This is a genomic window from Streptomyces sp. Ru71, from assembly GCF_002920535.1.
Taxonomy (GTDB): Bacteria; Actinomycetota; Actinomycetes; order Streptomycetales; family Streptomycetaceae; genus Streptomyces.
In genome coordinates this window covers 60,965-80,405 of record NZ_PQSS01000026.1, presented here as the reverse complement: position 1 = coordinate 80,405, position 19,441 = coordinate 60,965, and the positions used below count along the sequence as shown (strand labels likewise).

Sequence of the window (19,441 nt, the reverse complement as noted above, 5' to 3'; positions counted from 1 at the left end):
GCCTTGACAGCCGGGAATTGTCAAGGCGTACTTGCCTCATGGCCCTTCCCGATCTGGACGACCTCATCGCCGAAGTGGACCGGACATGTGCCACCGCGCACCGCCCCGGAGACCAGGAACAGCCCGACTGGCTCGCACTGCTGTCCACCGCCGCCGGCATCGCTGGCCGACTCCAGGCCCTGGCCGACGACTTGGTCGAGGACTATGTCGAGCACTGCCGGATGCACGGCAGTTCGTGGACCGACATCGGCGCGGCGCTCGGCGTCACCCGGCAGGCCGTGCAGCAGCGCTTCCACGCGCCGCACAAGCGCTACGGACCCGAGACCATGACCGAGGACCTCCGAGAGGCGATGGTCCACGTCAAGCAGGCGGCGGTGGCCCACCGCAACAACTACATCGGCACCGAACACCTCCTGTGGGGCCTCACCGCCCGGACCAACAGCGCCACCCGGCTGCTGGAGTCCGCGGGCGTATCGCCCCAGGCGGTCCACGACGCCGTCGGCGCCCGGCTGCGTCAGGGAGCCTCCCAGGCCGCCGAACGGATCGCGTGGACGCCGTACTCCCGCAGGGCCATGGCCACCGCGGAGGCACGCGCCGAGCAACGGGGCTCGCAGCACATCGACTGCGCGGACCTGCTCGTCGGCCTGGCCCGGCTGGCACGCGGCACGGCCGCCGCGGTTCTCGCGGAGGCGGGCACCGACCTGGCGATGCTCGGTGACGAACCGGCGAAGGAGCCGCGATGACGGGCCGGCGTGACGGGGAGGACATCCCGCGCGAAGGGCAGAAGCAGCACCCGAGCGAAGTGACGCAGGCGCCGCGCGAAGGGGAGAAGGCACCCCAGGACGGCACCACGGCCGCGCACGGAGACGGTACGGCGGACGCCGAGAAGGTCAACGCCGAGGTCTGGCACGCCTACGGGGCGCACCACATCCGCCGGGCCACACCCCTGGCCGAGGTGGAGGAGATCGGCTGGGGTCCGGCGGGCACCGGACCGGGGGACGACGTCCTCGGGGACCTGACGGGCCTGCGGGTTCTCGACCTCGGCTGCGGCCCCGGCCGACACGCCGCGCATCTCGCCCGTGCGCGCGGCGCCGCCGTGGACGCGGTCGACGCCTCACCGACCCAGATCGAGCGGGCCCGGACACACTACGGCGACCTGCCGGGCCTGCGGCTGATCCAGGCGGACGCCGTCGCGCATCTGCGCTCGTCGGCGCCGTACGACGTGATCTACTCCCTGTCCGCCCTCCACTTCATCGACCCGCACCGACTACTGCCCGCCCTGGCGGCGGCCCTCCGACCCGGTGGCCGACTGTGCTTCACCGTGCTGCACACCAACTCGGCCGGGGACGGGCCCTCTTCGGCCGTGACGCCCCGGCCCGAACTCCTGCGCCTTGCCGGCGGTGGCGAGTTGACCTGCCTGATGTGGGTGCTCACCCCGAAGCTGTGGGAGGACCTGCTGGCGCGCTACGGGCTGCGGGTCGAGAAGGTGACCGCGCTGGACGCACCGGAGGACGGCAACCATGCCTCCTACCGGCTCTTCGAGGTGCGCAGGCCCGCCCGGATCACCTCCCGCCCCCGCACCGCGCGACCGCCCGTCCCGCAGGCGGCGGCCGGGGTCGGCATCGTCGTGGCCGGGCCGCGGGGTCTGCTGCTGGGCCGTCACCGGCGCGGGACGATCGAGCTGCCCGGCGGCACGGTGGAGCCGGGCGAGTCGCTGGAGCGGACGGCCGTCCGCGAACTGGCCGAGGAGACCGGTCTGCACGCCGACCCGGCCGACGTCCGCCTGCTGGGCATGCTCGTCGACCAGGTCGGCGACGTCGTCCGCATCACGTTCGGCGCGCTCGTCACACGGTGGCGCGGCGAGCCGGCCGACCAGCCCGGCGAGAGGGTCGGCGACTGGCGCTGGTGGCCGCTGGACGCGCTGCCCTCGGGCCTGTTCGAGTGCAGCGCCCAGATCCTCACCGCCTGGCGTCCCGGCCTGCCCATCGACCACCCGCCCGCTCACTTCACGCCCTTCGCCGGGCCGGACGCCGCCGATCAGGACGGGAAGTAGTCGCTGAGCACGCAGCCGTCGACGAGCGCCTTCTCCGTGCGGTGACCGCTCGGCGGCGAGAAGTCGGGGTCGCAGGTCAGGAAGGCGAGCCCGGAGGGGGACAGGGCCTGGATCTGGTCGTCGCCGACGGGGACGACCGCGTAGTTCTTGCCGACGGCGAAGAGGTCGTTGTTCTTCTTGGCCGCGGTCTGGAACTTCCTCATGTCCGACACCAGGAGCAGGGCGATGGGGTGCTCGAAGTCCTTGCAGACGGCGCGTTCCCGGATGCCCCAGGCCGGGTCCGCCGCCTCCTGCGCGCCCCAGGCGGCGTCCGAGCCGTCGTGGGCGGCGTCGTACTGCGTGCCGGGCTGCACCTCCTTGCAGGAGGTGAAGAGGTCGACGTAGCGGGCGAGGGTGTCCATGTCGGACGCCTCGGGCAGGTCACCGCCGAAGCCCTGCTCGGTCGCGCCGTCGCCGTCACCGCCGCCGCTGCCGGAGCCGGCCCGCGCGGCCGATGACGGTGCGGGCGGGAGCAGGCCGGTGCCGTCGGAGCCGGCGGAGGTGTCGTCGCCGCCGCACCCCGCCGTCGCCGTCAGCGCCACGAGCGTGGCGCCCACGGCGAGTGCTCGCTTGAAGTGCATGATGTCCGTTCTCTTGTCGCTGACATGATCGGCATGACCCTAGCGGAGCGAACGACTCCTCCCCCTGAGGGAGTTCAACCGGTGGAACGCCCGGACAGGCGAAGGGGAGTGGCTGGATCCTTTCCCGCTCCCGTAGTCGCCTCACTGCTCGAAGTCAACGCTTGACCTGCGGGACAGGTGCTGCGATCTTGACGGGCAGCACCTGATAGCAAGCGCTTTCCGGCCGGTGCCGCCCGCCCGGCAGGCCCTTCCGCGTCAAGGGGGACGCAATGACGGATCCCGCCCAGTCCACCGGACCCGGCACCGCGACACCGGCCACCGCAGCAGCCGAAACCGCCCGCCGGCCGCTGTTTTCCGGCCACCCCACGCACCTGTGGGGCTTTCTGCTCGTCGGCTGGCTGGTGAGCTACGCCGACCGCACGGTGACCGGCCCCGTGGTGGCCTGGATGATCGAGAACAAGGCCGGCTTCATCGGCGACGCCACCCACCCGGCCGCGCTCGGCGGCCCTCATCGGGTCGATGTTCTTCACCGGCTACATGCTCACCCAGTACGCGGGCGGCCGGCTCGGCGACCGCTACGGGCACCGGGAGATGCTCGTCGTCTCCCTGCTCTGGGCCGGGCTGATGACCCTGGCCTCCGGTGTGGTCGGCGGGCTCGTCGGATTCGTGGTGGCCCGGGTGCTCACCGGGCTCGGCGAGGGCGTCTTCTACTCCAACGACCGCGTGCTCGTCATCGCCCACACCCCGCCCGCACGCCGCACGATGGGCCTCGGCGTGGTCCTGTCCGGCCTGTCGATCGGCCTGACCGTCGGCGTGCTGGCCACCCCGCACCTCATCGACTGGGGCACCACCACCTGGGGCCCGGGCGGGCGGGCGTGGAGCGTGCCGCTGTACGTCTTCGGCCTGTGCTCGCTGCTGGTCGCCGCGGCGACCTGGGCGTTCTTCCGGGCGCGCGGCGACCGGCCGCTGCGGCTCGGGCCGCCCGCCCTGCGGCTGATCACCTACTCGGTCCCCGCCGCCGTCGCCATCACCGCGCTCTTCCTGGTCGCCGACGCGTTCGGCTGGCCGGAGTGGCTCACCGCGCTCGGCTCGGGTCTGCTCTTCGCGATGATGCTGACGGTCGTGGTGCGCGGCATCGCGCGGGCCGGGCACGCGGGGGCCCTGCTCAACCGCAATGTGTGGCTGGTGTACATCGGCTTCGTCGCCGTCATGTGGAACCTGTGGTTCTTCTCGTTCTGGTCGGTGCAGATCGTCGCCGAGGCCGCCCACAGCAGCCTGACCGCCGCCGCCCTCACCGCCGCCTTCAACGCGGGCACCGGCATCATCGGCTTCCCCGTCGGCGGCTGGATCGCCGACCGCCGGGTGCGGGCCGGCAAGGGGCGCAAGCCGCTCGCGGTGGTCTGCGCGAGCGTGCACACCCTGCTGGCCGCCGCGTTCGGCGCGAGCCTGCTCGCGGGGAAGCCGTCCCTGCTGCTGCTCGGCCTCATCCTGTTCTGCTCGGGCCTGTTCTTCAACGCGCTGCAGCCCATCGTCCACAGCATCCTCGGCGACCTGACCGACGACAGGCACCGCGGCTCCCTCTTCGGCCTGTTCAACCTGGTCGCCGAGATCGGCGCGGTGGCCAGCCCGGTGGTCAGCGGCGTGCTGCGCGACGCCACCGGCAGCTGGGCCCCGGGCGTCTTCACGGCGGCCGGCGTGATGGCCGTGTCGGTGGTGCTGTACGCCCTGGTCCGCGAACGCGTGCCGGGCAGGGCCGCCTGACCCGGCCGTACGGCGGGGATGCCGCACGGTAGCGTAGTGATCATGGTGGACTGGGAGTTGCGCCCGGCGTCGGCGGCGGACATCGACATGGCGGTCGAACTGCGGGCGGTGGCCATGCGGCCCGATCTGGAGCGGCTCGGGCGGTACGACGAGCACCGGGTGCGCCGGCGGCTGCGGGACTGCTTCGAGCCGGCCCACACCTGGGTCATCGAGGTGGGCGGCGCCTTCGCAGGCTGCGTCGCGCTGCGGCCGGCCGAGGACGCCCACTGGCTGGAGCACTTCTACCTCGCGCCCGAACTGCACGGCCACGGCATAGGGTCCGGCGTGCTGCTCCGGCTGCTGGAGCGGTGCGACCGCGCGGGCGTCCCCGTCCGGCTGAACGTGCTGCAGGGCAGCGCCGCCCGGCGACTGTACGAGCGGCACGGGTTCACTACGGAGTCCGAGGACGCCGTGGACGTCTTCATGGTGCGCGAACCGGCGCAGGCCCCGGCCGGGCAGGAGCAGCCGGCGCGCTGACGCCGAAGCTCTCCCGCAGGCTCCCGCGGCCGTCCTTTCGGCCAGGCTCTTTCGCGGTCGCGGCCGTTAGGCCGGTTCGCCGGCCGGCCTGACAGCCGCGGTCCTTCAGGCCAGTTCCCCCAGCGCCTCCCAGGTGCGCAGCCGGTCGTCCGGGCCGCCCAGATCGCTGCCGGAGACGACGACCTCGGTGGCGCCGGCGTCGCGGTAGCGGCGGACGGTCTCGGCGAGGTTCTTCTCGTCGCCGATGGCCGCGAGTTCGACCGGATGGGCGGCCCCGGACTGCTCGATGACCCGGGCGTAGGACGGGATCTGCTGATAGAAGCCAAGCGCCTCATGGGCCTTGTCGCGGACCCGGTCGGGATCGCCGGTGACCACGGCCGGCACGAAGGCGACGACACGTGGAGCAGGCCGTCCCGCCTCCGCGGCGGCACGGTTGAGGGCCGGCACGATGTGCTGCTCCAGGGCGCGCGGTCCCGCCAGGTACGGCAGGATCCCGTCGGCGAGCCGGCCGCTGACCCCCAGCGCCTGCGGCCCCATGGCCGCCACCAGCAGCGGTACGGCGGGTTCGGCGCCCGGCACGGACGCGGGCAGCGGGGTGCGTGCCGTGATCAGCTCGCCCTCGAAGTCCGCCCTCCCGGTCTCGGTCAACTGCCTCAGCGCCAGCAGGAATTCGCGCAACCGGGCCACGGGCCGCTCGAAGGTCAGCCCGAAGGCGCCCTCCGTGAACAGCTTCGTGCCGAGGGCGAGTCCCAGGTGGTAGCGCCCGCCGGTGGCGGCCTGGACCGTCTGCGCCTGGCTGGACACGATCAGCGGATGCCGGCCGAACACCGGGAGCGCGGAACTGCCGAGGTGGAGGTCGGGCACCTCGCGGCCCACGACGGCGGCGACGGTGAGGGAGTCGTAGCCGAAGGCCTGGCCGAACCAGACGCTCTTGACGCCGGCCGCCCGCGCCTCGCGGGCCTGACGCACCACCTCGTCGAGGGTGAGCGCGCCACTGGGCGTGTCGATGGTCACTCCTACAGTCATGACGGCGTCAACAGCCTTGCCAGGCAAGGGATTCCGCGCCTTTCATGAACGCCGCGTGTCGTTCGCCGACCTCACCGTGCCGATGCCGGGCATGCCGAAGTCGTTGCGCCGCCGACCGGCCTACTCCGTGGACGCGGCCATGTCCCGGACGCCGGCCGGCGCCGGGGGGTACTAGGGTCCGTGCCATGACCGAAGACTCCCTGCGCTCCGTCGCCGTCGAGCGCACCGCCACCGGCCACTTCACCGCGACCAACGCCCGTGGCGGGACGATCAGCTTCGCCACGGAGGGCGCCGAGTTCACCCCGGTCGAACTGCTGCTCGCCGCGATCGGCGGCTGCACGGCGGTCGACGTCGATGTCGCCACCGCGCGCCATGCCGAGGCGGACCGGTTCCTCGTCACGGTGACGGGCCACAAGGTCAGCGACGAGCAGGGCAACCGGATGACCGACCTCGCCGTCACCTTCTCCGTCGCCTTCCCCGACGGCGAGGAGGCGGACCGCGCCCGCGCGATCCTGCCCCGGGCGGTCAAGGCCTCCCACGACCGGCTCTGCACGGTCAGCCGCACGGTGGAGATCGGCACGCCGGTGACCGCGACGATCCAGGAGCCCTGACCGGTCCCGCCGCTGCGAATCTCCGGACTCGCCCCGAACTCGCCGATTCTCCAGCCGGTTGTGCGCCGGAACCCGCGCCGGCGCACACCGGCCGCCGGACGGGGGAGTTGTGCCACGTGATCACGTGCGCATATCTTCCGCCCCATGAACATGACACGGAGGACGATCCTCAAGGGCATGGCCGCCGCGCCGTTCGTGACCGCCGCGGGCAGCGCGCTGTTCCCGGCCGTCGCCGAGGCGGCCACCATCGACGCGAGCCAGTTCAGCCTCACCAGCCGGACCGGCAACAGCTACGGCGCCTACGCCGACCTGATCGCGGGCCTGGCGACCAAGCTCCCCACGGTGGACGCGACGGCCGTCATCGCCGACACCAACCGCACTGCCACCCGCCTCACCAGCGCCCCCGGCACGGTGCAGGCGTTCGCCGCCGGCTTCACCTGGGAGAGCGGCGACCAGACGGTCGACTACTGGATCCCGCAGGGCGTCACCACCAGCGCCGACGCCTACGGCGACGGGCTCTACCCCTCCGACGGCAGCAACCGGGTCGTCGCCGTCTCCTGGTACTTCGAGACCGACCCGGACGGCGACGGCGTCGACGAGTACCCGATCGACAAGGGCATACGGCTGTCGTTCGTCAACAACACCAACGCCTCCGCGCCGACGTACCGGCACGTCCTGCTCGTCGAGCCGGTCAAGACGTCCACCGGCGAGTACTCCTTCAACCCGATCCGCAGGCACGCCGGCGGCATCATGTGGTACGGCGACATGCTGTACATGGTCGACACCTACAAGGGTCTGCGGGTCTTCGACCTGACCAAGATGTTCACGGTCGACACCGCCGAGAAGGACGTGTGCGGTCTGCACACCGACGGCAAGTACTACGGTTACTCCTACCAGTACGTCCTGCCGCAGAGCGCCGCCTACGACAACACCGGCAAGTACGTCCGCTACAGCGCCATCGGCCTGGACCGCGCCAGCAGCCCCGACTCCCTGGTGGTCAGCGAGTACTCGACGTCCGGCACCGTCGACTACACCGACGGCACCTTCAGCGGCACCGGCGTGGCCACCACGACGCCCAAGGTGGTCCGCTGGAACCTCGACTACACCAACCGGCAGATCTCCTCGCCCACCGCGTCCGAGGCCGTCACCGTCGCCCAGCAGAAGATCCAGGGCGTCGTCTCCCAGAACAGCAAGCACTACCTCGCCGCGAGCAACGGCTCGTCCGCGGGAACGCTGCGCACCTTCACCTCGGGCGCCTCGACCGCGAGCACCGTCTGCAACCTGGCCGTCGGCTGCGAGGACCTGAGCTTCCACAGCAGCGCCACCACGGGCTGGGCCTACAGCGAGTCCGTGATCTGGAACCTCAGCGAGTACGCCGGCAAGCGGTACGTCTACGCCGTCCACGCCGACGGCTCCTGACCGCACCGTCCTGCCAGGCACCCGGGGGGTGGCGCGAGGAGCGCCACCCCCGTCGGGGCGCTGGGCCTCAGTGCACCGCTCTCTTCACCAGCTCGGCGATGCGTGCCTCGTCGGAGGCGGTCAGCCGGGTCAGGGCGTAGGCCGCCGGCCACATGGTGCCGTCGTCGAGGTTCGCCTGGTCGCTGAACCCCAGGGTCGCGTACCGGGACTTGAACTTCTCCGCACTCTGGAAGAAGCAGACCACCTTGCCGTCCCTGGCGTAGGCGGGCATCCCGTACCAGAGCTTCGGGGCGAGCTGCGGGGCGCTCTCCTTGACGATGGCGTGGACGCGTTCGGCCATGACCCGGTCCGTCTCCTGCATCTCGGCGATCTTCGCGACCACCGCGGCCTCGTCCTCGGCCGCCTTCTCCGCCTTGGAGGTACGGCGCGCGGACGCCTTCACCTCCTTGGCGCGCTCCTTCATCGCGGCCCGCTCCTCGGCCGTGAATCCCTCGGCCGGCTCGTCGTTGGCGGCGGACTTGCGTGCGTTCGTCATGGCACTTCTCCTTCTGGGGCGCGGGTGGTGGGTTCATCTTCGCCGAGGGGTGGTCTCACCCCCAGGCGCCGGCGATCTGACGGGTCGTGGCGTTGAGCCGGTTGAACAGATTGGTGACGCCGATCATCAGGACGATCGCGGCCAGCTGCTTCTCGTCGAAGTAGGTGGCGGCCGTGTCCCAGATCTCGTCGTTCACCGCGTCGGGACGGTCGGCCAGCCGGGTCGCCGCCTCGGCCAGCGCGAGGGCGGCCCGCTCCTCGTCGCTGAAGTACGGCGCCTCCCGCCACGCGACGACGGTGGCCAGCCGCTCGTCGCTCACGCCCGCCTTGCGGGCGGTCCTGGCGCCGCCGTCGACGCAGGCGCTGCAGCCGTTGATCTGGCTGACCCGCAGATGCACCAGCTCCAGGATCTGCCCGTCCACGCCACCGGAGTGCACGGCCTTGAAGAGCTGCTGGATGGGCTGCATCGCGTCGGACAGGACGACGGCGGGGTTCTGCATTCGGGACTGCATGTCGGTCGGCTCCTCGTTCGGTGCGGTGGCCCCGTCTCCTCGGGGTGTGACTCCATGACAGCGCGGCCGGTGTGCCACGACCACGGCGATGGGACACCCTGGGACAGCTGAAACGGCCTTGACCAGCGGCGACTTGGCCGTACAGACTTCAGCGGCCACGGGACGACGACGGCGGGGGAACGCAACGGTGGACGGACGCGCACGGGCGGGGCAGGCGGATCCCCAGGACGAGCTGGCGGCGCGGCTGCGCCTGCTGCAGGAACTGTCCGGGCTCGGCGTACGGGCCCTGGCCAGGGACACCGGCCTGAGCTCCTCGTCACTCTCGCGCTATCTCAACGGGCAGACCGTGCCGCCCTGGCCGGCGGTGGTCGCCCTGTGCCGTCTCGTCAAGCGCGACCCGCGCCCCCTGCGCCCGCTGTGGGAGCGCACCTCGAACCCGCTGCCGGCGCCGCCGAAGAGCAGCCGCCAGGGCCGGCCGCTGCCCCGCAACGACCTGCCGCGCGACGTGCCCGACTTCACCGGGCGCGAGGAACAGCTCGCCGCCGTGTTCGCCGCGGTCGACAGCCACCGGGCGGTGTGTGTCGACGGCATGGCGGGCGTCGGCAAGACCACGCTCGCGGTGCACGCCGCCCACCGGCTCGCCGCCGGCTTCCCCGACGGCCGGCTGTACGTCGATCTGCACGGGTTCACCGAGGGCAGGCCCCCGCTCGACCCCGACTCCGCGCTGCGGATGCTGCTCGGCGCGCTCGACGTGCCCTCCGAGCGGGTCCCGCAGGACGGCCTGGAGCAGCTGGCCGCCTGCTGGCGTTCGGAACTGGCGCACCGGCGGGTCCTCGTGGTCGTCGACAACGCCGCCGACGCCGAGCAGGTGCGCCCGCTGCTGCCCGGTGCCGGAGACTCCGTCGTCCTGATCACCAGCCGCAACCGGCTGCTCGGCCTGGACGAGGTGCCCCCGGTCTCGCTGGACGTGCTCAGTGAGCTGGAGAGCGCCGAACTGCTGGCCCGCGCCAGCGGCGAGAGCGGCCCCGACGGCAGGCTGGCCCGGGATCCGCGGGCGGCGGCCGAGGTGCTGCGGCTGTGCGGCCGTCTGCCGCTGGCCCTGCGGCTGGCCGGGGCCCGGCTGCGGCACCGGCCGGGCTGGACCGTGGGCATCCTGGTGGAGCGGATGGCCGAGGGCGCGAGCGAGTTCGACACCGCGTTCGCCATGTCCGTGCGGCAGTTGAACCGCGCCCAGGCCCGACTGTTCCGGCTGCTGGGCCTGCTGCCGGTGGAGTCCTTCGACGAGTACGTGGCGGCCGCGCTGGCCGACGTACCGCTGCGCACCGCGCAGACGATGCTGGAGGACCTGCTCGACGCGCATCTCGTCCAGCAGCCGGTCGCGGGCCGTTACCGGCTGCACGACCTGGTGCACCAGCACGCTCGCCGGGCCGCCGCCGAGCAGGACTCGGCGGCCGAGCGGGAGCGCGCCCTGGGCCGGGTGCTCGACTACTACGTGCACGCGGCGGCCGCCGCCGACGCCGCGATGCCGTTCCTGTCGCCCGCACGGGCGGCCGCCGCGGTCCGGCCCCCGGCCGCGCTGCCGCGGTTCGCGGACAAGCACGCGGCCTTCACCTGGCTCGTGACGGAGTACGCCAACCTGATCGCCGTCTTCGAGACGGCGGCCGCCGTCGGCGCCGACGTCCACGTGTGCGAACTGCCCCGCTTCCTGCGCGCGTACTTCGCGCGCCGCTGCGGTACGACCCACCTCAACTTCCTCTTCGAACGGTCGCTGGCCGCCGCCGAGCGTCTGGGCGACCCGCTGCGGCTCGCCGAGGCACACAGCGATCTCGGCTTCGCGCGCTACAACGCGGGCCGGATGGCGGAGGCCGCCGACGCCTACGAAACCGCCGGCGCCCTGGTGTCCCGGGCCGGGGACGGCCGTGCGGAGGCCGAACTCACCCTGCGGCGCGGTTACCTGAGCTGGGACGCGGGACAGGTCGAGGACCCGCTCGCCCTCTTCCGGCTGGCGGGCAAGCTCTACGAGCAGGCCGGCCTGCCGACCGCCGCGGCCGACGCCGCCGCGGCGGAGGCGTGGGCGATGCTGCAACTGGGACACCGTGAGGAGGCGGCGCGGCGGGCCCGCGAGGTGCTCGCCGCCCCGCACACCGACCCCTCCTGTCCGCCCGCCCTGACGGCCCGGATCACCCTCGGCGTGGCCATCGCCGACGAGGCACCCGACGAGGCGGCCGGGCACCTGGAACAGGCGCTTGCGGCGGCCCGCGCCGACGGCCACCTGCACAACCAGGCCTGGTGCCTGAACTGCCGGGGTGTCGCGCTGCGCCGGATGGGCCGGTACGAGGAGGCACTGGCCAGCCACCGGGAGGCGTTCGCCCTGCTCGACGAGTTGTTCGAGGAACACTGGAAGATCCATTTCCTGGACGGCTACGCCGAGACCTGCCGGCTCGCGGGCCTGCCGGAGGAGGCCCTGCGGCTGCACCGGCAGGCGCTGGAGCTGGCCCCGCGACTCGGCAACCGGTACGCGGAGGCACTGGCCCACGACGGCATCGCGGCCCTGCTCGACGCGACGGACCCGGCGGCGGCCGAGCAGCACCGCGCCTCGGCACGGGCCCTGCGGCGGGACACCGTCTGAGCGGACGGGCGGGCGCCGGGCCGGGACCCGCGATCACACCTCACGCGGCGGCGGCCGGATCTAAGTCCAGCAGGTGCAGCCGGGCGTCGGGCCGGCAGTGGACACAGGCCGGCAGACCGCCGGCGAGGAGACGACGGGCCTCCTCACGCCCGACCGGGCGGTGCCGGGAGCCGGCCATGCGGCAGTCGCCGGCGTGCACCTGGATCGGGGGCCGGCCCGAGCCGATGCCGAGCTGGACGAGCCACTCGGGCGGCGCGGGCCGGTTGCGCCGCCCGCGCTCCTGTTCGGCCTGACGCCGCTGGATCGCCGCGATCTTCCGGTCGATCCGCTCCACCCACAGGGCGTGCCACACGCGCAGGGTGCGGAGTCGGTCGAGGTCGGGCGGCAGGTCATCGAACACGTTTTTGATTCTAGGCCCAAGATCCACCGTTGCGCACTCGCGTGTTCGATTTTTCGTTCGATATCGTGAGGGTGGGAGGTGAGAACCCGTGAACGCTGGAGTTCGAGCAGGCCGGGCGGCCACGGTCATGCATGTGCGCGGGCCGGACCGGCTGCCGGAGGAGGGGTACCGGCAGCTGCTGGAGGAGCTCGCGGGGCTCTCGCCGGTCGTGCAGGCACTGCCGCCGTCCGCCGCGCTGGTCGAGCTGAAGGGCGCGCTGCGCTACCACGGCGCCGACGCGCGCCGGCTCGGCGAGATGCTGCGGGTGCGGACCGTCTCCCGTCTCGGCATCGACGTCCGCGTCGGCATCGGGCCGTCCATCACCGTCGCGGCCACCGCCTCCGGACAGGTCGCCCCGCCCGGCGGTGTCCTCGCCGTCGAACCCGGCCAGGTCACCGGCTGGCTCGGCCCGCTCCCCGTGGAGGCCCTGCACGGCATCGGCCCCCGCCAGGCCGAGGTGCTGCGTGACTACGGCATCCACTGCGTCGGCCTGCTCGCCGCCGCGCCGCCCGCCACCGTGCAGCGGCTGCTCGGCGGCCGGGCCGGCCGGCTGGCCGCCGACCACGCCCGCGGCATCGACCCCCGCCCCGTCGTGCCCCGCGCCCTGCCCGCCTCGGCGACCGTACGGCACACCTTCGCGCGCGAGGCGCTGGACGGCGCCGACGTCCGTTCCGCCCTGCTCTCCCTGGTCGTCCGGCTCGGCAGCCTGCTGCGTCACCGGGGACAGGCCGCCCGCGCCCTGACCCTCCAGCTGTCCTTCGCCGCCGGCGGCGGCTGGGAGAAGACCCGCCGCCTGACCGAGCCCTCCGCGCACGACGACGACCTGCGCGCGCTCGCCTACCAGCTGATGGACGCCGCCGGCCTGCAGCGCGGCCGGCTCACGCGGATCACGCTGAGGGGCGAGGACCTCGTCGACGCCGAGCGGGTGGCCCGGCAACTGAGCCTCGACGCCGGGCGCGAGGCGCGGGTGGTGGCCGAGAGCGCGATCGACCGCATCCGCGACCGGTTCGGGCCCGGCGTCATCGGCCCTGCCGCGCTCTTCCGCGACGCGTCCTGATCGATGCCGGTCCCGGGCTGATCGATCCCGGTCCCGGGCGCGGCCGGCCCCGAGGCGCCGGGGCGGCCACCCGCCGCCGTACGCCGCGGTCGCCCGGTGATTGACTGCCCGGCATGGATCTCGCGCAGTCACCTGAGCCCGCTCCCGTCCCGTCGGCCGGGCAGGCGCCCCCGCTCGACCCGGAGCTGCGGGCGGCGCTGGCGGCGTCGGGGGAGTGGGTGCGGGAACCGGTCACCCCGGAGAACCTGGCCGAGCGGCAGCGGCGGGACGCCACCGCCCGGCCCCGGCCCACCCTCCGGGAGCTGGAGGCCGACGGGCGGTTCGAGGTCGCGGAGCTGAGCGTGCCGTCGCTCTGCGGCCGACGGGACGTCACGCTCGTCAGCGCGCGGCCCGCCGGGATCAGCGGGCCGCTGCCGCTGCTGTACTACCTGCACGGCGGCGGCATGATCATGGGCAACGCGTGGTCCGTACTGCCCCAGCTGCTGCGCGCATGGGCGGAGCCGCTGGAGCTGGCCGTCGTCTCCGTCGAGTACGGCCTGGCACCACGGGTGCGCCATCCCGGACCCGTGGAGGACTGCTACGCCGGGCTGGTCCGGGTGGCCGCACACGCGGACGAGCTGGGCATCGACGCCGACCGCATCATCGTCGGAGGCAAGAGCGCCGGCGGTGGACTCGCCGCCGCCCTCGCCCTGCTCACCCGGGACCGGGGCGGACCCACGCCCATCGGGCAACTACTGCTGTGCCCGATGCTCGACGACCGCAACGACACCTTCTCCAGCCACCAGATGGCCGGCGTCGACACCTGGGACCGCACCTCCAACATCACCGCGTGGCAGGCCCTGCTGGGCGACCGGTACGGCACCGACGACGTGCCGCCCTACGCGGCGCCCGCCCGCGCCACGGATCTGTCCGGACTGCCCCCGGCCTACATCGAGGTCGGCTCGGCGGAGACCTTCCGGGACGAGGACGTGGCGTACGCGGGTGCCCTGTGGCAGGCCGGCGGCCAGGCCGAACTGCACGTGTGGCCCGGCGCCTGCCACGGCTTCGACACGTTCGCGCCCCGAGCCGCCCTCAGCCAGGACGCCCGCGACGCCCGCACCCGCTGGCTGCGGCGCCTCCTTGCCCAGTCCGGGCACACCCCCGCCGCGCGGTCCCGGCCCGCGGGCGCCCTCACCCCGGCCGAGGGGCGGAGCTGATCCGGGCCAGGTCCGCCGTCAGCGACTCCAGCCACGACACCGCCGCGTAGTACAGCCGGGGCGCGTCCGGCGGCTCGGCGGCGAACTCAGGGAAACCCGGATCGATCAGCGGCACCGGCGCGGTCGGTGTGTCACCGCCCGGGTCCAGCGCCGCCGACGCCAGCAGCATCCGCCCGGCCACCCGCTCCCCGAGCACGGCGAGCGCCTCGGCCGCCGCCGGGCCCAGCCCGGTCGGCGGCGGCTCCAGCAGCCGCTGCGACCCCCACAGCGTGTGGTGACCGGCCATCAGCGCCGCCTGCCAGTCCACCGCGGGCGCCGTCGGTGCGCGCGCCCTGCCGCCGAAGTGCGTCGGCTCGCTCTGGTACTGCGCGTAGGCCGACTCCGCGAGGATCACCGAGCGATGCAGGGTCCCGTGGCCCGGCGCCCCCGAGGGCAGGTTCACGGCGCCGCCGCGCGCGGCGGAGACGCTGGTGGCCACGACGATCTCCGCCGCCCTGCGCAGCAGGTCCGCGGCCGCGTAGCGCAGCTCGTCATGGGCCCCGCGCGGCCACGCCAGCACACCGAAGACGGCGCCGATCGCGCTGCCGACCAGCACGTCCAGCATCCGTACCTCCGCCAGCCGCCACGTCGGCGGCGCCAGCTGCGCGAAGACCAGCGCCACCAGCACGGTGAACAGGCCCTGCGCCCAGCCGACGCCCCGGACCGGTCCCACGGTGAAGGCGAACAGCATCCACAGCGGCAGCAGCACCGCGTACACGCGGGTGTCGGTCCCCGCCAGGGTCAGCATGCCGGCGGTCACCAGGGCGCCGGCCAGGGTGCCCGTCAGCGCCAGGCGGATGGTGTGCCAGGTCTCGTCCATGGTGGTCCTGGTCAGCGTGAGCGCCGCCAGCGTGGCCCAGAACCCGTGGGGCAGTGTGTCCACCCCCGCCACCAGTCGCGCCGCCGTCAGCGCCAGGGCGATGCGCACCGCGTTCTGGAAGAACACCGACCGGCGTCCGGCGTGCCCGCGCAGCCGGTGCCACCACAGCAGCGGCGCCCAGGTCGTGGCGTACCAGAAGCGGCCCGGCGGCACGGGGACCGCCGCACGCCGGCCGTGCACCGCCAGATCGGCCGCCGTACCCATGGCCAGCGCCGCGTCGGCGGCCTCCAGCACGGCGGACTGCTCGCGCAGGACCGCGGGCGGGAAACCGGCGGCGCCGGCGGCGCCGGACGCGGCGACCTGCTGCCGCGCCCCGGTCGCCGCCAGGCGTGCGCGTACCGCGACCAGCGTCTCGTACGACGCCACCGGCGACGGCCCGGCGCGCAGGCAGCCTGCGGTCGCCCCGGACAGGTCCGCCACCGCCCGCAGCACCGGCGTCACCTCGGGCCCCGGCCCGTCCGGCCCGCTGCGCAGCCGTGCCAGGCGGTGCAGGAGGGTGCGGGTGGCCAGGCCGGTGTGGGCGAGGGCCCGATCACGCCGCCCGGGGCCCGCCGGGCGTTCCGCCTCCGGCACCCCCAGGGGCCGCAGCGCCTGGCCGGCCTGCAGCGCCGCCGCCAGGTCCGCGGCGCTCAGGGTGGACGGCGGCTCGGCGAGACGCCGCGCGCACCGGTCGGCGGTGAGTGCGGCGCCGGCGGCGCGTTCCTCGTACGGCGGCGGCTCGGGCTCGGCGAGGATCAGCGCCTCCGCCACGACGAGCAGGGCCACACCGGTGCTCGCCCCGATCAGCCGGTCGCCCAGCGATGCCGGGTCGTACGGCGGGAAGGACGGCAGGATGTACAGCAGTTGGAGCCCCGGTGCCGCCCCCGCCGCACGCGGCCCGCCCACGGCGACGAAGGCCAGCGCGAAACCGACCAGCAGCATGCCGACGACGGCGCTCCAGGTGCGCACCGACAGGTAGGTGCCGACGACCACCAGGACCCAGCACACGGGCAGCGACCGCAGCAGCACCGCGGCCCGCTGCCGCCCGGTGCCGGGAATCCGGGACAACCCGCCGAGGGCGACGGCGGCGAACAGCGCGTACGTGGCCGCGACCGGGCGGTCGAGGCCGTAGCGGAAGAGGTAGAAGCCGGCCGCGGCGACCAGCGACACCCGCACGGCTCGCCGTCCCGAGGCGGCGTAGGCCGCCGGGAACGACCGGGCTGCGACACCACGCACCCCTTCAGCATCACCCACACCGCCCCGCCCGGCACCCCCCGGCGGCACCCGGGCCGGGCGTTCGCCCCGCCCGCCTAACCTGCCGCCACGATGCGCGCCACGGCGGCCGTCACCAGGTCCTCGCGCTCGGCCTCGGTGAAGACGTCCGGGAGCGTGAGCTGCTCGGCGATCAGCCAGTTCAGCGCCAGATACAGCAGTTTCACGGCCATGGCGTCGCCCGGCAGGCCGGAGGCCTCGTGGTAGGCGACGTTGGCGTCGAGGTCCGCGCGGACGCGTTCGGTGAGGACCTTGCGCAGGCCGGGGCGACGGGTGGCCTCCAGACGCAGTTCGAGCAGCGCCAGATAGCCGGTGCGGAACGACGCGACCCGCCCGACCAGTTCACGCATCAGCTCCGCGTACGCCTCCGGGTCCCGGCCGGCCGCCTGCTGCCGGGCGATCGTCGCCTCGTCGGGCCGCAGCCGCTCGTAGACCCGGGCGCCGGCCTGGGTGAGCAGGTCGTCCCGGTCGGAGAAGTAGTTGGAGGCCGTGCCGGTGGGCACTTCGGCCTCCGTGTCCACCGCCCGGAACGTCAGGCCCCGGGCGCCCTGACCGGCCAGCACCTCGATCGCGGCGTCGACCAGCGCGGCACGCCGTTCGTCGTTCCGTCTCACCACCGCTCCACCACTCCTCTCGCAGCACTACGCTCAAAGTACTTCACCCGGACCGGTCCGCCGGGCCCCGCCGGGAACCGCCCGGTCAGTACCGGCTGTTCATGGCGGCACGGACCTCGGCGAGCGTGGCGTCGGCCACGGCCCTGGCGCGCTCGTTGCCCTCCCGCAGGGTGCGGCGCACAAAGGCGCGGTCCTGGGCGTACTCCGCCCGGCGCGCACGGATCGGCGCCAGGTACTCGTTGACCGCCTCGGTCACCGTCTTCTTCAGCGCGGCCGCGCCCGCCGAGCCGATGTCCTCGGCGACCTGCTGCGGGGTGCGGTTCTGGCACAGGGCCGCCAGCAGCAGGAGCGAGGACACCTCGGGGCGCGTGACCGGGTCGTAGGCGATGTGCCGCTCGGAGTCGGTCCTGGCGCCCTTGATCAGGCGGGCGGTCTCGTCGGCGTCGGCGGCCAGGGCGATGGAGTTGCGGCGGCTCTTGCTCATCTTGGTGCCGTCGGTGCCGAGCAGCAGCGGCGCGCTCGACAGCAGCGCCTCGGGCTGCGGGAACACGGTGGCGCCGTCGCCGTAGCGGTCGTTGAAGCGGCGGGCGACGGTGCGGGTGATCTCCAGGTGGGGGAGCTGGTCCTGGCCGACCGGTACCAGGTTGGCCTTGCAGAAGAGGATGTCGGCGGCCTGGTGGACGGGATAGGTGAACATCAGGCCGCTGACCGCGGACTGGCGCGAGTGCGCGATCTCGTCCTTCACGGTGGGGTTGCGGCTCAGTTCGGCGACGGAGACCAGGCTGAGGAAGGGCAGCATCAGCTGGTTGAGGGCGGGGACCGCGCTGTGCGTGAAGATCGTGCTGCGGGCCGGGTCCACGCCGATGGCGAGGTGGTCCAGGACCAGCTCCTCGACGTGCCCGGTCAGGTCGTCCGCCACGTCCCGGTCGGTGAGGACCTGGTAGTCCGCGACGAGGACGAACAGCTCCACGCCGAGGTCCTGCAGCCGGACCCGGTTGTGCAGGGTGCCGAAGTAGTGCCCGAGGTGCAGGCGGCCGGTGGGGCGGTCGCCGGTCAGCACCCGGAACCGCCCCGGGTCCTGAAGGATCAGTTCCTCCAGTACCGCGCTGCGGGCCCGGGCGGCGGACACCCCGAGGGTGTCGGAGGCCGGGGCGGGGGCGTCGGGGGTCACGGTCTGCGCGATGGTGGTCACAGGGTCTCCTGGTGGTGGGATCTCGCCGTCGGGGGATGACACGAGCCCTGTTCCAGGGGACGCAGAAGGGCCGTTCATCCGAACGGCCCTTGGGTCATACGTCTGGGGTGGCCGCTCCTAGGAGGAGCGCCACCAGCCGAGACGCGACGAAAGATGCATGTGCACAGCATACCGCCGACCGCGGTGATCCGTCCGTCCGCGCCCCGCGGCCCTACGGCTTGCGGGCCAGCCCGCCGTGCTCGGCGATGATCTGCGGCGCGGGCGAACCCGGCTCCGGCCGCCACTGCGTGACCGGGACCACGCCGGGCTCGACGAGTTCCAGGCCGTCGAAGTACGCGGTGATCTCCTCGACCGTGCGCAGGTTGTACGGCACGGCACCGCTGTTGTTGTACGCGTCCTGGGCCTCCTCGAAGACCGGATCGATGCCGCGCGAGCCGTCGTTGACGGAGAGGTAGCTGCCCGACGGCAGGGCGTCCATCAGCCGCGTGACGATGGCCCGGGCCTGCCCGTGGTCGGCGACATGGCCCAGGATGTTGCTGAGGATGAGCGCGGTGGGCCGGCTGAGGTCCAGGGTGTCGGTGGCGGCCGCGAGGATGCGGTCCGGGTCCGTCACATCGGCGTCGATGTAGGCGGTCGCGCCCTCGCGGGAGGAGTAGAGCAGGGCGCGGGCGTGGGCCAGGACCATCGGGTCATTGTCGACGTAGACGATCCGCGTCTCGGGCGCGAGCCGCTGGGCGACCTCATGGGTGTTGTCCGCGGTCGGCAGTCCGGTGCCGATGTCCAGGAACTGCCGGATGCCCGCCTCGGAGACCAGGTACGTGATGTTGCGGCGCAGGAAGGCGCGGCTGCTGCGGGCGATGGTGACGATGCCGGGGAAGACGGCGGTGTAGGCGTCACCGGCCTCCTCGTCGACGGGGTAGTTGTCCTTGCCGCCGAGCCAGTAGTTCCAGATGCGGGCGGAGTGCGGCACCGACGTGTCGATCTTCTGGTGCGTCGTCGCGGGGTCGGTCATGAGTCCTGTCCGTCTTTCAGCCGAGGCGTCGATCATTCACCGCACAACCTACGTCCGAACGCGCCCTTGCCACCCACCAG

General features: G+C 73.5%; 18 protein-coding genes. 9 read left to right on the top strand and 9 right to left on the bottom strand.

From position 1 onward, the window contains the following. The first annotated feature begins 38 nt into the window (after positions 1-38). Positions 39-743 carry a Clp protease N-terminal domain-containing protein gene (locus C3489_RS17870; RefSeq protein ID WP_258054762.1) on the top strand — a complete coding sequence of 235 codons (705 nt, stop codon included), beginning with the start codon at positions 39-41 and terminating at the stop codon, positions 741-743. Then, complete coding sequence (locus tag C3489_RS17865) at positions 740-2,053, top strand: NUDIX domain-containing protein (protein ID WP_103782838.1); 1,314 nt, start codon at positions 740-742, stop codon at positions 2,051-2,053. The genes C3489_RS17870 and C3489_RS17865 overlap by 4 nt, the downstream gene beginning before the upstream one ends. On the opposite strand, the gene C3489_RS17860 is transcribed toward C3489_RS17865, so the two are convergent. After that, complete coding sequence (locus C3489_RS17860) at positions 2,038-2,673, bottom strand: hypothetical protein (RefSeq protein ID WP_258054761.1); 636 nt, start codon at positions 2,671-2,673, stop codon at positions 2,038-2,040. The genes C3489_RS17865 and C3489_RS17860 overlap by 16 nt on opposite strands. Before the next feature lie 519 nt (positions 2,674-3,192). Here C3489_RS17860 and C3489_RS17855 point away from each other — a divergent pair. Continuing rightward, complete coding sequence (locus C3489_RS17855; RefSeq protein WP_219821960.1) at positions 3,193-4,434, top strand: MFS transporter; 1,242 nt, start codon at positions 3,193-3,195, stop codon at positions 4,432-4,434. Between the two features lie 42 nt (positions 4,435-4,476). Then, positions 4,477-4,950 (top strand): GNAT family N-acetyltransferase, encoded by a 474-nt coding sequence (locus tag C3489_RS17850; RefSeq protein ID WP_103782853.1) that lies wholly within the window; start codon positions 4,477-4,479, stop codon positions 4,948-4,950. Positions 4,951-5,055: 105 nt separating this feature from the next. On the opposite strand, the gene C3489_RS17845 is transcribed toward C3489_RS17850, so the two are convergent. Beyond that, entirely contained in the window at positions 5,056-5,976 is a 921-nt protein-coding gene (locus C3489_RS17845; protein WP_103782837.1) for an LLM class F420-dependent oxidoreductase, read from the bottom strand. A 185-nt stretch (positions 5,977-6,161) separates the two neighbouring features. On the opposite strand from C3489_RS17845, the gene C3489_RS17840 reads away from it, so the two are divergent. Both C3489_RS17840 and C3489_RS17835 read left to right on the top strand, forming a co-directional pair. Then, positions 6,162-6,587: an OsmC family protein gene (locus C3489_RS17840; protein WP_103782836.1), complete on the top strand. Its 426-nt coding sequence runs from the start codon at positions 6,162-6,164 to the stop codon at positions 6,585-6,587. A 144-nt stretch (positions 6,588-6,731) separates the two neighbouring features. Beyond that, positions 6,732-8,006, top strand: a complete 1,275-nt coding sequence (locus C3489_RS17835) for a hypothetical protein (protein WP_146075331.1) — start codon at positions 6,732-6,734, stop codon at positions 8,004-8,006. Between the two features lie 67 nt (positions 8,007-8,073). Here the strand turns inward: C3489_RS17835 and C3489_RS17830 are convergent, their stop codons facing one another. Both C3489_RS17830 and C3489_RS17825 read right to left on the bottom strand, forming a co-directional pair. Further along, positions 8,074-8,541, bottom strand: coding sequence for an iron chaperone (locus C3489_RS17830; RefSeq protein ID WP_103782834.1), 468 nt, complete (start codon positions 8,539-8,541; stop codon positions 8,074-8,076). A 55-nt stretch (positions 8,542-8,596) separates the two neighbouring features. Continuing rightward, a complete protein-coding gene (locus C3489_RS17825) occupies positions 8,597-9,052 on the bottom strand; it encodes a carboxymuconolactone decarboxylase family protein (RefSeq protein ID WP_103782833.1) in 456 nt (151 codons plus the stop codon). A gap of 187 nt (positions 9,053-9,239) precedes the next feature. On the opposite strand from C3489_RS17825, the gene C3489_RS17820 reads away from it, so the two are divergent. After that, entirely contained in the window at positions 9,240-11,681 is a 2,442-nt protein-coding gene (locus C3489_RS17820) for a helix-turn-helix domain-containing protein (RefSeq protein ID WP_258054755.1), read from the top strand. A gap of 40 nt (positions 11,682-11,721) precedes the next feature. Here the strand turns inward: C3489_RS17820 and C3489_RS17815 are convergent, their stop codons facing one another. Further along, positions 11,722-12,081, bottom strand: coding sequence for a DUF6233 domain-containing protein (locus C3489_RS17815; RefSeq protein ID WP_103782831.1), 360 nt, complete (start codon positions 12,079-12,081; stop codon positions 11,722-11,724). Between the two features lie 127 nt (positions 12,082-12,208). Between C3489_RS17815 and C3489_RS17810 the strand changes: the two genes are divergently transcribed. Both C3489_RS17810 and C3489_RS17805 read left to right on the top strand, forming a co-directional pair. Continuing rightward, positions 12,209-13,177 (top strand): hypothetical protein, encoded by a 969-nt coding sequence (locus C3489_RS17810; RefSeq protein WP_103782830.1) that lies wholly within the window; start codon positions 12,209-12,211, stop codon positions 13,175-13,177. 113 nt (positions 13,178-13,290) lie between these two features. Beyond that, the gene (locus C3489_RS17805; protein ID WP_103782829.1) at positions 13,291-14,373 is read left to right on the top strand and encodes an alpha/beta hydrolase; all 1,083 of its coding nucleotides are present in this window, start codon (positions 13,291-13,293) and stop codon (positions 14,371-14,373) included. Here the strand turns inward: C3489_RS17805 and C3489_RS17800 are convergent. The 4 genes from C3489_RS17800 to C3489_RS17785 form a co-directional block, all read right to left on the bottom strand. Beyond that, positions 14,348-16,507 carry an FUSC family protein gene (locus tag C3489_RS17800; RefSeq protein WP_103782828.1) on the bottom strand — a complete coding sequence of 720 codons (2,160 nt, stop codon included), beginning with the start codon at positions 16,505-16,507 and terminating at the stop codon, positions 14,348-14,350. The two genes, C3489_RS17805 and C3489_RS17800, sit on opposite strands and share 26 nt — an antisense overlap. A 74-nt stretch (positions 16,508-16,581) precedes the next feature. Further along, the gene (locus C3489_RS17795) at positions 16,582-17,160 is read right to left on the bottom strand and encodes a TetR/AcrR family transcriptional regulator (RefSeq protein WP_103782827.1); all 579 of its coding nucleotides are present in this window, start codon (positions 17,158-17,160) and stop codon (positions 16,582-16,584) included. 82 nt (positions 17,161-17,242) lie between these two features. Continuing rightward, on the bottom strand, positions 17,243-18,349 hold the full coding sequence (gene trpS, locus C3489_RS17790; RefSeq protein ID WP_374936751.1) for a tryptophan--tRNA ligase: 1,107 nt from the start codon (positions 18,347-18,349) through the stop codon (positions 17,243-17,245). A 211-nt stretch (positions 18,350-18,560) separates the two neighbouring features. After that, complete coding sequence (locus C3489_RS17785; RefSeq protein WP_103782825.1) at positions 18,561-19,361, bottom strand: SAM-dependent methyltransferase; 801 nt, start codon at positions 19,359-19,361, stop codon at positions 18,561-18,563. Positions 19,362-19,441 lie beyond the last annotated feature (80 nt).